8 protein-coding genes are annotated in these 13,289 nt (G+C 65.9%); 5 read left to right on the top strand and 3 right to left on the bottom strand.

Going from position 1 to position 13,289, the window contains the following annotated elements; all coding sequences use genetic code 11:
* Positions 1 to 239: 239 nt before the first annotated feature.
* From D7T59_RS19335 to D7T59_RS19315, 5 genes are all read left to right on the top strand, one after another.
* Complete coding sequence (locus D7T59_RS19335; RefSeq protein ID WP_180853270.1) at positions 240 to 1,625, top strand: NAD-dependent succinate-semialdehyde dehydrogenase; 1,386 nt, start codon at positions 240 to 242, stop codon at positions 1,623 to 1,625.
* 63 nt (positions 1,626 to 1,688) lie between these two features.
* A complete protein-coding gene (locus D7T59_RS19330; protein WP_180853272.1) occupies positions 1,689 to 3,329 on the top strand; it encodes an acetolactate synthase large subunit in 1,641 nt (546 codons plus the stop codon).
* 185 nt (positions 3,330 to 3,514) lie between these two features.
* Positions 3,515 to 5,026, top strand: a complete 1,512-nt coding sequence (gene lysS / locus D7T59_RS19325; protein WP_164137957.1) for a lysine--tRNA ligase — start codon at positions 3,515 to 3,517, stop codon at positions 5,024 to 5,026.
* 205 nt (positions 5,027 to 5,231) lie between these two features.
* Entirely contained in the window at positions 5,232 to 6,377 is a 1,146-nt protein-coding gene (gene rpfG / locus D7T59_RS19320; protein ID WP_106550808.1) for a cyclic di-GMP phosphodiesterase response regulator RpfG, read from the top strand.
* Entirely contained in the window at positions 6,374 to 8,551 is a 2,178-nt protein-coding gene (locus D7T59_RS19315) for a response regulator (RefSeq protein WP_180853274.1), read from the top strand. The genes rpfG and D7T59_RS19315 overlap by 4 nt, the downstream gene beginning before the upstream one ends.
* 74 nt (positions 8,552 to 8,625) lie before the next feature.
* Here D7T59_RS19315 and D7T59_RS19310 read toward each other — a convergent pair whose 3' ends face one another.
* The 3 genes from D7T59_RS19310 to betA all read right to left on the bottom strand — a co-directional run bounded on the left by D7T59_RS19310 (position 8,626) and on the right by betA (position 13,246).
* Positions 8,626 to 9,498, bottom strand: a complete 873-nt coding sequence (locus tag D7T59_RS19310) for a crotonase/enoyl-CoA hydratase family protein (protein WP_106550805.1) — start codon at positions 9,496 to 9,498, stop codon at positions 8,626 to 8,628.
* A gap of 161 nt (positions 9,499 to 9,659) precedes the next feature.
* On the bottom strand, positions 9,660 to 11,336 hold the full coding sequence (locus D7T59_RS19305; RefSeq protein ID WP_180853276.1) for a long-chain fatty acid--CoA ligase: 1,677 nt from the start codon (positions 11,334 to 11,336) through the stop codon (positions 9,660 to 9,662).
* A gap of 227 nt (positions 11,337 to 11,563) precedes the next feature.
* On the bottom strand, positions 11,564 to 13,246 hold the full coding sequence (gene betA, locus D7T59_RS19300) for a choline dehydrogenase (protein WP_180853277.1): 1,683 nt from the start codon (positions 13,244 to 13,246) through the stop codon (positions 11,564 to 11,566).
* Positions 13,247 to 13,289 lie beyond the last annotated feature (43 nt).

Here is a 13,289-nt window from a genome sequence, read left to right as displayed (position 1 = left end):
TCTCCCGCAACCGGACCCACCCCGCCTACCTACAGGGAACCCGCTCTTGCTTCGGCTGTTGCTGTTGCTGTTGCTCTGGATCGTAGCGGGTGCAGGGCGCAGCCCTGCCGATAACCCCATTCAGGCAGGTAAGTGCAGGTCACAGGATAAGTAGACGCCTTGTTGTGCCCGTCGATCGGGTCCACATTCCTGTGCAGGAGACGGGCCGCCGCCCGTTGTCGAGACACCAGGAGACCTGCATGTCCGCTGCCCCCACTACTGCTATTTCCCGCGATCCGGCCACCGGCCAGCAGATCGCCAGCCATCCCTTTGCCACCGATGCCGAACTGGAAGCCATCCTCGATCGCGGCCAGGTTGGCTTCGCTGCCTGGAGCGCCAGGAGCCTGGAGCAGCGGGCCGAGGTGCTGCGCGCGATGGCCGCCGTGCTGCGCCGCGACCGCGAGAAGCTGGCTGCGCTGGCCACCGCTGAAATGGGCAAGGTCCAGGCCGAATCGCTGGCCGAGATCGAAAAGTGTGCCGTGCTGTGCGACTGGTACGCCGACAACGGGGCCCGGTTCCTGCGCGACGAACCGACCCAGGTACCCGACGACAAGGCCTACGTCTCTTACCTGCCGCTGGGCGTGGTGCTGGGCATCATGCCGTGGAATTTCCCGTACTGGCAGGTGATGCGGGCGGCAGTGCCGATCCTGATGGGCGGCAACGGTTTCCTGCTGAAGCCGGCCGAGAACATCGTCGGCACCGCGCAGCTGCTCGACGCGGCCTGGCGCGATGCCGGGCTGCCGGAGGGCACCTTCATCGCCGCCAACATCAGCCGCGACGGCACCAGCCGCGCGATTGCCGATGACCGCATTGCCGCCGTCACCCTGACCGGAAGCGTGGCCGCCGGCCGCAGCATCGCTGCCCAGGCCGGGCAGGCGCTGAAGAAGGTGGTGCTGGAACTGGGCGGTTCCGATCCGTTCATCGTGCTGGCCGATGCCGATCTTGATGCGGCCGTCGATGCGGCGGTCGCCTCCCGCTTCCAGAACACCGGGCAGGTCTGCATCGCCGGCAAGCGCATCATCGTCGAAGAGGCGGTCTACGATCGTTTCGTGGCCCAGTTCTGCCAGAAAGTGCAGGCACTGACCATTGGCGATGGCCGCGACCCCGGCAACCGCATCGGCCCAATGGCACGCCAGGACCTGCTGGAGCAGCTGGACGCGCAGGTACGCGCTTCGGTCGATGCCGGTGCGCAGCTGCTGGTCGGCGGGCACCAGCTGGATCGCCCGGGCGCGTTCTATGCGCCCACCGTGCTGGCCGGGGTGGAGCCAGGCATGCAGGCCTTCGATACCGAGACCTTCGGGCCGGTGGCCTCGATCAGCCGCGCCCGCGACGCCGACCATGCGGTGGAACTGGCCAACCAGAGCGAGTTCGGCCTCAGCGGCAACCTGTGGACCGGCGACCGCGCGCGGGCCATGCAGCTGGCACGCCGGCTGCAGACCGGCGGCGTGTTCGTCAACGGCTTCTCCGCCTCCGATCCGCGCGTGCCGATCGGCGGGGTGAAGAAGAGCGGCTTCGGCCGCGAGCTCTCGCACTTCGGCATCCGCGAATTCGTCAACGCGCAGACGGTGTGGTTCGACAAGCGTTGACGCACAGCTTCCATCCTTCCTGCAACGATCCACCATCAGTCCAGCGAAAAGGACGGCATTCCAATGTCCAAGGGTTCAGATCTGCTTGTCGCCGCGCTTGAGAACGAGGGCGTCGAGCGTATTTTCGGGATTCCCGGCGAGGAGAACCTCGACGTGGTCGAATCACTCCGCCATTCCAGCATCGAGCTGGTGATCACCCGCCACGAACAGGCGGCGGTGTTCATGGCCGCCACCTACGGCCGCCTGACCGGCAAGCCGGGTGTTTGCCTGGCCACGCTCGGCCCCGGTGCGCTCAACTTCACCACCGGCGCGGCCTATGCACTGCTCGGTGCATGGCCGGTCATCATGATCACCGGCCAGAAGGGCATCGTCGCCAGCAAGCAGGCGCGCTTCCAGATCGTCGACATCGTCAGCACGATGAAGCCGCTGACCAAGCAGGCGCGGCAGATCGTCTCGGCGCGCACCATTCCGACGATCGTGCGCGAGGCATTCCGTGTGGCCCAGGAAGAGCGCCCCGGCCCGGTGCTGCTGGAGCTGCCCGAGGACATCGCCGCCACCGAGGTGGAGGGGGTTTCCCTCATTCCGACCCATGCGGTGGATCGGCCGATTGCCAGCCCGGAGGCGCTGGACCGCGCGGCCGGGATCATCCGTAATGCCAAGCGCCCACTGCTGATGATCGCCTCGGCCGCCTCACGGCCGCAGTCCAGCGAGGCGCTGTCGGCGTTCGTGCTGCGCGCCGGCATTCCGTTCTTCACCACGCAGATGGGCAAGGGTGCGGTGGCCGGCGGCTCCGGCCTTTACATGGGCACCGCGGCGCTGACCGAGCGCGATTACGTGCACATGGCCATCGACCAGGCCGACGTGATCGTGACCATCGGCCATGAGGTCACCGAGAAGCCGCCATTCGTGATGCGCCCGGGTGGGCCGACCGTGATCCATATCGGTTACTCGCAGGCGGCGGTGGAGCAGGTGTACTTCCCGCAGGTGGAAGTGATCGGCGATATCGGTCGTTCGCTGACCCAGCTGGCCGACCGTATCGAAGGCGCGGTGCCGAACGCCGATGCGCTGCTGCCGCTGCGCGCGACCATCCTGGAGCATCTGGCAGACCGTGCCGAGGAGGCGGGTTTCACTCCGCAGCGGCTTGTGCATGACGTGCGCCAGGTGATGCCGCCGGACGGCATCGTGGCGCTGGACAACGGCATGTACAAGATCTGGTTTGCGCGCAACTACCGCACCCAGGTGGCCAATACGCTGCTGCTGGACAACGCGCTGGCGACGATGGGAGCGGGCCTGCCGTCGGCGATCATGGCCTCGATCCTGTACCCGCAGCGGCGGGTGCTGGCGGTGTGCGGCGACGGCGGTTTCATGATGAACAGCCAGGAGCTGGAGACCGCGCGGCGGCTGGGCCTGAACCTGGTGGTGCTGATCCTCAACGACGGCGCCTACGGGATGATCCGCTGGAAGCAGGCGGTGGATGGCTTCACCGACTACGGCATGACCTTCAGCAACCCGGATTTCGTGAAGTATGCGGAAGCCTATGGCTGCAAGGGGCATGAGGTGACGGCCATCGAGCAGTTCATCCCGACGCTGGAAGCGGCGTTCAACGAGGGTGGCGTGCACCTGGTGTCGGTGCCGATCGATTACTCGGAGAACCAGCGGGTGCTGGTGGACGAGCTGCGGCAGGCGTTCCCCGCGAACAGGTAGATATCCAGGGTCCAGGCAGGGTCCTGGATGGGGTCAGATCCCTTTTGCTTCGCAAAAGGGATCTGACCCCAGGCTGCTACCGGGGCAGGGGGCGGCCGAGGCCGGGGCAGGGCGGTTTTGGTATGCTGGGCAACCGGCCGTGCCGGGCGCAGCATCCCCCCTCACTACACGATTCCCGCAGATCCATGAGCGAAGCTACCGATACCCCCCCCGTTGACGAAAACAAGTTGATCGCCGAGCGCCGCGAGAAACTCAAAACGCTGCGTGGGCAGGGCATCGCGTACCCGAACGACTTCCGTCGCGAGGATTTCGCCGGCCGCCTGCAGGAGGAGTTTGCCAACGCTGAAACCTGGACCGCCGAGGCGCTGGAAGGCAACGGCCGCCAGGTGAAGATGGCCGGCCGCCTGATGGCCAAGCGCATCATGGGCAAGGCCAGTTTCGCGCAGATCCAGGACGAGTCCGGCCGTATCCAGCTGTTCCTGCAGGGGGCCGTGCTGGGTGATGCCTACACCGCCTTCAAGGGCTGGGACGTGGGCGACATCATCGCCGTCGAAGGCGGCCTGACCCGTACCAAGACCGGCGAACTGTCGGTCAAGGCCGAGTCGATCCGCCTGCTGACCAAATCGCTGCGCCCGCTGCCGGACAAGTGGCACGGCCTGGCCGACGTCGAGCAGCGCTACCGCCAGCGTTACGTCGACCTGATCGTGACCCCGGAATCGCGCGCGGTGTTCATCAAGCGCTCGAAGATCATCCGCGCCATGCGCGCCTGGCTGGACAACCGCGACTTCCTGGAAGTCGAGACGCCGATGATGCACTACATCCCCGGCGGCGCGGCGGCCAAGCCGTTCACCACCCACCACAATGCGCTGGACCTGGACCTGTACCTGCGCGTGGCGCCGGAGCTGTACCTCAAGCGCCTGACCGTGGGCGGCCTGGAGCGCGTGTACGAGATCAACCGCAACTTCCGCAATGAAGGCGTGAGCACCCGCCACAACCCGGAATTCACCATGATGGAACTGTACGAGGCCTATGCCACGTACAACGAAATCATGGACCTGACCGAAGGCGTGATCCGTGACGTGGCCAAGGCCGTGAACGGTGGCACCGAAGTGGAATGGGACGGCGCGAAGATCGACCTGGGCCCGGCGTTCCGCCGCTGGCGCATGGATGAAGCGGTGCGCCACCACAACCCGGAAATCTCCGCGGCCGACTGCACCGACCGTGACGCGCTGCTGCGCCATTGCGAGCGCCTGAAGATCCGCGTCAAGCCGTCTTACGGCTGGGGCAAGCTGTTGCTGGAGATCTTCGAGGCCACCGTCGAGCACACGCTGATCCAGCCGACCTTCATCACCGACCATCCGGTCGAGGTCTCGCCGCTGGCCCGTGCCAATGACAACGATCCGGGCTATACGGATCGCTTCGAGCTGTTCGTCAACGGCAAGGAGCTGGCCAACGGCTTCTCCGAGCTGAACGACCCGGAAGACCAGGCGCAGCGTTTCCAGGCCCAGGTGGCCGCGAAGGAAGGCGGCGACGACGAGGCGATGCACTACGACGCCGACTACATCCGTGCGCTGGAGTACGGTATGGCGCCGACCGGTGGCCTTGGCATCGGTGTCGATCGACTGGTGATGCTGCTGACCGGCAGCAGTTCGATCCGCGACGTACTGCTGTTCCCCTACATGCGTCCGGAGCAGTAAGTCGCTTTTCTGACTCCTGATTGTGCGCGCCGTCGCGAAACGAGACGGCGCATTTGACGCCTCCCGCACTCGGCGTATCGTTAATGCACTACCTTGACGTCCGTTATGGCTTGATCGGCGTCAGGGGGATGACGCATTGTGGAGAGTCCGCTTCACAATGCGATGACGATCATGAACCGGGACGCATGACACGGGAGTCGGGCCGATGCAGGGTGCGAGCGTTCGCAGCAGCAGGGTATCCTCGCCTGCTGATGATCCAGCATGGTCGAGAAACCAGGCGGAGTACGCGTTGAACATCGTCATTGTTGACGACCAGACGTCCGCGCGGACGATGCTGCGTCACGTCATCGAAGACATCGCGCCGGAGTTGAGCGTGTATGACTTCGGTGATCCGCTGACCGCATTGGCCTGGTGCGAGGCGCACCCGGTCGACCTGCTGCTGCTTGATTACCGCATGCCGGAGATGGACGGGCTGGAGTTCGCCCGTCGTTTCCGTCGCCTGCCCAAGCACCGCGACATCCCGGTGATCCTGATCACCGTGGTCGGTGACGAGCCGATCCGGCAGGCAGCGCTGGAGGCCGGCGTGATCGATTTCCTGGTCAAGCCGATCCGCCCGCGCGAACTGCGCGCGCGCTGCTACAACCTGCTGCAGCTGCGCCAGCAGACCGAGAACGTGAAACAGCGGGCGTTGTCGCTGGAGCAGCGCCTGTTGGCCAGCATGCACGAGGTCGAAGAGCGCGAACGCGAAACCCTGTCCCGATTGGCCCGGGCCATCGAGTTCCGTGATGCCGGCACCAGTGCCTACCTCGAACGCATGGCCCGCGTGGCCGGGCTGATCGCCGAGCAGCTGGGCCTGCCCGAGGATGACGTCAAGCTGATCGAGATGGCGGCCCCGCTGCACGACATGGGCAAGATCGCCATTCCCGATGCGGTACTGCTCAAGCAGGGCAAGCTCAACGACGAGGAGCTGGCAATCATGCGCCGGCACCCGCGCATCGGCCACGAGCTGCTGAGTGGCAGCCAGAACCGTTTCATCCAGGTGGGCGCGCTCATCGCGCTGCGCCACCACGAGCGCTATGACGGCAGCGGCTATCCCGATGGCCTGGTCGGCGAGGCGATCCCGCTGGAAGCGCGGATCGTTGCTGTCGCCGACGTCTTCGATGCACTGATCTCGCCCCGTCCGTACAAGGAAGCATGGACCATGGAAGCCACACTGGCTTATCTGTACGCCCAGCGTGGGCGACTGTTCGATCCGCGCTGCGTGGATGCGCTGATGCGCGGCCGTGAGCAGCTGGACCAGATCTGCGCCGAGCATTCGATGGCGTCCGCACGCCCGGGGCTGGGCGCGTGAAACGCCTGTTGTCGCGGCTGCGGCTGCGCCTGTCCCAGCGGCAGGACAGCGAGCACGGCCAGCAGATTGTCCGTATCGTCCTGATCAGCCTGATCCTTGCCTACGTGCTGTTGCCGGCGCCGCGCCACGATCTGCCGCATGGGCAGTACGTGGGCGTGCTGGCGATCGTGCTGACCGGATTGAGCCTGTCCCTGCTGCTGTTCGGTTGGCTGCTGTGGCGACCGGCGCGTTCCGATGCGCGCCGCGTGCTGGGCATGCTGGCCGACTACGGCCTGATCGCGGCCGGCATGGTGCAGATGGGTGAGCCGCTGGCCTGGGTCTACATCGTGGTGATGTGGGTGACGGTCGGCAACGGCATGCGGTTCGGCAACCACTACCTGTACGTGGCAGTGGCAATGGCCATGGTGAGCTTCGGCTTCACCGTGCTCCAGACGCCGTACTGGATGCAGAATTTCCGCCTGGCCATCGGCCTCTGGCTCGGACTGGCCGCAGTGCCGCTGTACTTCTCCACGCTGCTGCGGCAGCTGACCGAAGCGATGGCCGAGGCCCGGCGCGCCAGCGAGGCCAAGAGCCGCTTCCTGGCCAACATGAGCCACGAGTTCCGCACCCCGTTGAATGGCCTCAACGGTATGACCGAAGTGCTGGCGACCACGCGCCTGGATGATGAGCAGCGCGAGTGCCTCAACACCATCCAGGCGTCTTCGCGCAGCCTGCTGGCGCTGGTGGAGGAGGTGCTGGATATCTCTGCCATCGAGGCCGGCAAGCTGCGCGTGGTGGCCGAGGATTTCGCCGTGACCGACGTGATCCAGGCGATCGGGTTGATCCTGATGCCGCAGGCCAGGGCCAAGGGCCTGGATTACCGGGTGAAGGTTGCCGACGGCGTGCCACCGCGCGTGCGCGGCGACGTCGGGCACCTGCGGCAGATCCTGTTGAACCTGGCGGGCAACGCAGTCAAGTTCACCGACCACGGCCGGGTCGAGATCCGCGTCGGCGTGGTGCATGCAGATACCAGCGGCGCGGTGCGCCTGCGCTTCGACATTTTCGATACCGGCATCGGCGTGGCGCCGGCGATGCGTGCGCGCTTGTTCGATGCCTTCGAGCAGGCGGATGTCAGCATGGCGCGCCGTCATGAGGGCACGGGACTGGGCACGACCATCGCCAAGGGCCTGGTCGAAGCGATGGACGGCGACATCGGCTATCTGGAGAACCCACCGCGCGGTAGTCACTTCTGGGTCGAGCTGCCCTTCGCGCCACCGCAACCGATGGTGCCGGGCGCGGTCCCGACCCTGTCCGGCGAGGAGGACGCGGGGCCCGGCGGGAACGTGATCGCCTTTGCCGATCCATTCCTGCGCCATCGCGCGCGCGTGCGCAGCATGCAGATCCTGGTGGCCGACGACCACGAGGCCAACCGCATGGTGCTGCAGCGCCTGCTGCAGAAGGCCGGTCACCGGGTGCTGTGCGTCGACGGTGGTGAAGCCGTTCTGGACGCGTTGGCCGACAGCGAGTTCGATGCGGTCATCGTCGATCTGCACATGCCGGGCATGAGTGGGCTGGACATGCTCAAGGAACTGCGCGTGATGCAGGCCGGCGGTGGTCCGCGCACGCCGGTGCTGGTGCTCAGTGCCGATGTTACGCCGGAGGCGATCCAGCGCTGCACCCAGGCCGGTGCCCATGCCTTCCTGGCCAAGCCGGTGGTGGCGGTACGGCTGCTCGACACCTTGGCCGAGATCGCAAGCAATGCCCAGTTGAGGACCATGGCCGCCCCGGTCGTGAGACCTGCTGCGCCGTTGCAGGATGGCGTGCTCGACAGCAGCGTGCTGGACGAGCTGGCGTCACTGGGAATGGGTGAAGGGTTCGAGCGTGAGTTCATCCGCCAGTGCCTGGAGGACGCAGCGAGCTGCATGGGCAAGGCCGAGCAGGCGGGTGAAGCCGCGCAGTGGGAGGTGTTCCGCGAGCAGTCCCATGCGATCAAGGGCGTTGCCAGCAACCTCGGCCTGATGCGTGCGTCCAACCGCGCCGGCGAGTTGATGCGGATGGCCGACTGGCAGTTGAAGGCCGAATGGCGCGTACGCCTGGGTGTGCTGCAGGACGCCATCAAGGAAGGCCGGCGTGCGCTGGATGCGCGCGCCGAGCGCCGTCTTCGTGGTGCCGCCGAGGATGGTGAGGCGCGCTGAGCCTGGGTGCGTGGCGTGATAAAAAAAGCCCGGCGGCCAACCGGGCTTGAACCCATCCTGGGGGAGGGGATGAATCAGGCCGCGTCGAGACCGGCGCGACGGGTCTGGGCCTTGATCAAGCGATCCATGGTGCGCAAGGAACGGTCACCGAGGGCGAGGGCGGAATCGACCCATACCTTGGTGATCTCCAGCAGTTCGTCGTAGCTGACCGCCTGGGCAATGCTGCGTGCGGCGTTCATTGCCAGATAGGACTGCGGGGTGCGTTGCTGCTGGCGGATCAGCTCTTCAACTGCGGCACGACCTTCGCCCTTCTTCGCCAGTACATCCACGATGCCCAGCGCATGCATTTCCTCGGCGCTGTAGACACGGCCGTCAAGGATGATCTTCTCGGCCAGGTGCGGTGACACCCGCCGGCACAGGAACGAATAGGCTCCCATGCCGGGGAAAAGGCCGAACAGCACTTCGGGTAGGCCCATTCCGCTGCCTTCCTCGGCCACGATGGTGTGGCAGGCCAATGCCATTTCCAGGCCACCGCCAAGCGCGTCGCCCTGGATCAGGGCAATCGAACGCACGTCGCCGCCGAATCCGGTATGCAGGTGGTGCACGCCTTCCACGCACCGCTGGGCGTAGTTCAGCAGGAGGTCGCGGTTGCCTTCGCGGATCAGGCGGGTGAACAGGTCCAGGTCGCCCCCCAGGTTGTAGGCGACGGCATCGGACGCCAGCACGAAATGCCGCAGCGTGCCGCTGTGGCGTTCGGCGGGGCTGCGGGTGATGGCGGCCATGAAGCTCCACATCTCGTCGAGCATGTCCTTTCGGCAGCACGGACGGATGCCGGTGGCAGCATCGGCATGCATGAACAACCAGTGGGCATTGCCGTCGGCGCTGTCCTCGGTACGGATGGTGGCAAAACGCGAGCCGCTGCTGGGCAGCTTTTCGATGGTACTCATGGAAGGGTCCTCGGCATGCGGCCCGCAGAGTCAGGTGGGTGGCCGGCGGGCCGAACGGTCCACACACGCGGCGATGCTACACCGCCACCGGGGCGCCGCATGCGAAAGGGCCCGGAACGTTTCCGTCCCGGGCCCGATGCCGTTCAAATTGCCCCAAACCCTTACTGGGCGGGCGTATCGCGGAGTTCGCGACGGAGGATTTTGCCGACGTTGGTCTTCGGCAGCTCCTTTCGGAATTCTACGATTCTGGGGTGCTTGTAACCGGTCAGGTTGGCCCGGGCATGCTCCTTGACCATTTCGGCGGTCAGGTTCGGGTCCTTCTTCACGATGACCACCTTGACCACTTCGCCGGACTTCTCGTCCGGCACGCCGACCGCAGCCACTTCCAGCACGCCGGGCATCATCGCGATGACGTCCTCGACTTCGTTCGGGTACACGTTGAAGCCGGACACCAGGATCATGTCCTTCTTGCGGTCGACGATGTAGAAGAAGCCGTGCTCGTCCATCTTCGCCATGTCGCCGGTATGCAGCCAGCCGTCGGCATCGATGGCCTTGTCGGTTTCTTCCGGGCGCTGCCAGTAGCCCTTCATCACCTGCGGGCCCTTGATGCAGAGTTCGCCGACTTCGCCCAACGGCAGGATGTTGCTGTTGTCGTCCTTGATGCAGGCATCGGTGGACGGGATCGGCAGGCCGATCGAACCGTTGTACTCGGTGAGGGTCAGCGGGTTGATGCAGGCCGCCGGCGACGTCTCGGTCAGGCCGTAGGCCTCGACCAGGGTCACGCCGGTCACCTTTTTCCAGCGTTCGGCCACGGCGCGCTGCACGGCCATGCCGCCACCCAGGGTGACCTTCAGCGACGAGAAGTCGACCGTGTCGAAACCGGGGGTATTGAGCAGGCCGTTGAACAGCGTGTTGACGCCGGTGATGGCAGTGAAGCGCACCGACTTGAGCTCCTTGACGAAACCCTTCATGTCGCGCGGATTGGTGATCAGGTGGTTGCAGCCACCGAACTTCATGAAGACCAGGCCGTTCGCGGTCAGTGCGAAGATGTGGTACAGCGGCAGGGCCGTGATGATCCACTCCTTGCCCATCTCGATGCCCGACGCGCTGATCCAGGCCGAGGCCTGCTGCATGTTGGCGATCAGGTTGCGGTTGGTCAGCATCGCACCCTTGGCCACGCCGGTGGTGCCGCCGGTGTACTGCAGGAAGGCGATGTCGTCGTGGTCGATCTCGACCGGCGGGAGCGCGTGGCGGCTGCCCAGCTTGAGTGCCTGCCTGAAGCGGACGGCACCCTTGAGGTGGTAGTTGGGCACCATCTTCTTGATGTACTTCAGCACGAAGTTGACGATCGCGCCCTTGGCGCCGAGCAGGTCGCCCAGGCCGGTGGTGATCACGTGCCTGACCGGCGTGTCGGCGATGACCTGCTCGACGGTATCGCCGAAGTTGTCGACCACGACCAGCGCGGTCACGCCGGCGTCGACCAGCTGGTGCTTCAGCTCGCGGGCGGTGTACAGCGGGTTGACGTTGACCACGGTGAGGCCTGCGCGCAGCACGCCGAAGGTGGCCACCGGGTACTGCAGGCAGTTGGGCATCATCAGGGCGACGCGGTCACCCTTCTTGAGCTTGAGCTCACCCAGCAGGTAGGCCGCGAACTGGGTGACCAGCGCATCGGTCTCACCGTAGGTGAGCACCTTGCCGAAGCTGGAGTAGGCCGGACGGTCGCGGAATTTCGCGACGGAAGCGTCGAAGACCGAAGCTACCGAATGGAACTCGTTGACGTCGATTTCGGCGGGAACGCCTTTCGGATAGCTCTGCAGCCAGGGACGATCCAGACTCATATTCCCCCTCCAGGAATCGTGATGTATTAGGTTCCGGCCCTGAGCGTAGCGACAATGGCCGTTCATTGCAGCATACCCCGCCGTAGGGAAAACGCGAAGAGGGGGTTGCGTGGCGCATTGTGCGAACGCGTCAAACGCCGCCGGGCATGGCCCGGCGCTACCGAAGGCTGGACGCGCCTGGCAGCGCCGGGCCWTGCCCGGCGGGTGTTTCACCGTGAGCGGCCGGTTCAGCCCTGCTTGCGCACCGGTGCACCATTGGCCTTGTAGTACGGCGCGGTGCTGCGGGCCAGCGGGGTGCGGCCGCGGATCACGTCGGCCAGCTTCTCGGCCATCATGATGGTCGGCGCATTGAGGTTGCCGGTCACCACCTGCGGCATGATCGAGGCATCGACGATGCGCAGGCCTTCCAGGCCGTGCACGCGGCCCTGGCCATCGACCACCGCCATCGGGTCATCGGCATGGCCCATCTTGTTCGAGCACGACGGGTGGTAGGCGGTCTCGGCATGCTCGCGCACGAACGCATCGATCTGCGCGTCGGTCTGCAGCGCGCTGCCCGGCGAGATCTCGCGGCCGCTGTACGGGGCCAGTGCCGGCTGCGCGAAGATCTCGCGGGTGATGCGGATCGCCGCGCGGAACTCGCGCCAGTCCTGCTCGTGCGACATGTAGTTGAACAGGATGCTCGGATGTTCGCGCGGATCCTTCGAACGCACGTGGATGCGGCCGCGGCTGGGCGAGCGCATCGAACCGACGTGCATCTGGAAGCTGTGCGCCTTGATCGGGTTGGAGCCGTTGTAGTTGATCGCCACCGGCAGGAAGTGATACTGCAGGTTCGGCCAGTCGAATTCGGCGTCGCTGCGGATGAAGCCGCCGGCCTCGAACTGGTTGCTGGCGCCGATGCCGGTGCCCAGGAACAGCCACTCGGCGCCGATCGCCGGCTGGTTGTACAGCTTCAGTGCCGGCGCCAGCGAGACCGGCTTCTTGCACTCGTACTGCAGGTACATCTCCAGGTGGTCCTGCAGGTTGGCGCCGACGCCCGGCAGGTGGTGCACCAGGTCGATGTCCAGGCTGCGCAGCAGGTCGGCCGGGCCGACGCCCGAGCGCTGCAGGATCTGCGGCGAGGCGATGGCGCCGCCGCACAGCAGCACTTCGCGGCGCGCCGTGGCACGCTGCGGCTGGTCGTTGTGCAGCCACTGCACGCCCACCGCACGCTTGCCCGAGAACAGGATGCGGTCGGTCAGCGCGTGGGTGACGATGGTCAGGTTCGGGCGCGGCTTGGCCAGGTCCAGGTAACCGCGGGCGGTGCTCGAGCGACGGCCCTTCGGCGTGACCGTGCGGTCCATCGGGCCGAAGCCTTCCTGCTGGTAGCCGTTGAGGTCGTCGGTGCGCGGGTAGCCGGCCTGCACGCCGGCTTCGACCATCGCAGCGAACAGTTCGTTGTTGCCGGCCTTCGGCGTGGTCACCCGCAGCGGGCCCTCGCCACCGTGGTAGTCATTGGCGCCGATGTCGCGGGTTTCGGCCTTGCGGAAGTACGGCAGGCAGTCCAGGTAGGTCCAGTCTTCCAGGCCCGGCATGCCGGCCCAGTTGTCGTAGTCCATCGCGTTGCCGCGGATGTAGCACATGCCGTTGATCAGCGACGAACCGCCCAGGCCCTTGCCGCGGCCGCAGTCCATGCGGCGGTTGTTCATGAAGGGCTCGGGATCGGTCTTGTACGCCCAGTTGTAGCGCTTGCCCTGCAGCGGGAAGGCCAGTGCCGCCGGCATCTGGGTACGGAAGTCGAGCCGGTAGTCCGGGCCACCGGCTTCCAGCAGCAGCACGCTGACATCGGCATCTTCGGTGAGGCGGGTGGCCAGCACGTTGCCGGCCGAACCGGCGCCGATGATGATGTAGTCGTACTCGTTATGGGTGCTCATGGGAGTCTCCTGCAGGCCGGGGCGCGCTGCATGCAGGCGTCCC

Origin of the sequence: Stenotrophomonas maltophilia, assembly GCF_013464915.1 — a bacterium.
Taxonomy (GTDB): domain Bacteria; phylum Pseudomonadota; class Gammaproteobacteria; order Xanthomonadales; family Xanthomonadaceae; genus Stenotrophomonas; species Stenotrophomonas maltophilia_AT.
This window is presented reverse-complemented; position numbering and strand designations above follow the sequence as displayed.

Coding starts and splice junctions, on each gene's coding strand:
- D7T59_RS19335 (WP_180853270.1), top strand. CDS start 240: ATGTCCGCTGCCCCCACTACTGCTATTTCCCGCGATCCGGCCACCGGC.
- D7T59_RS19330 (WP_180853272.1), top strand. CDS start 1,689: ATGTCCAAGGGTTCAGATCTGCTTGTCGCCGCGCTTGAGAACGAGGGC.
- lysS (WP_164137957.1), top strand. CDS start 3,515: ATGAGCGAAGCTACCGATACCCCCCCCGTTGACGAAAACAAGTTGATC.
- rpfG (WP_106550808.1), top strand. CDS start 5,232: ATGCAGGGTGCGAGCGTTCGCAGCAGCAGGGTATCCTCGCCTGCTGAT.
- D7T59_RS19310 (WP_106550805.1), bottom strand. CDS start 9,498: ATGAGTACCATCGAAAAGCTGCCCAGCAGCGGCTCGCGTTTTGCCACC.
- D7T59_RS19305 (WP_180853276.1), bottom strand. CDS start 11,336: ATGAGTCTGGATCGTCCCTGGCTGCAGAGCTATCCGAAAGGCGTTCCC.
- betA (WP_180853277.1), bottom strand. CDS start 13,246: ATGAGCACCCATAACGAGTACGACTACATCATCATCGGCGCCGGTTCG.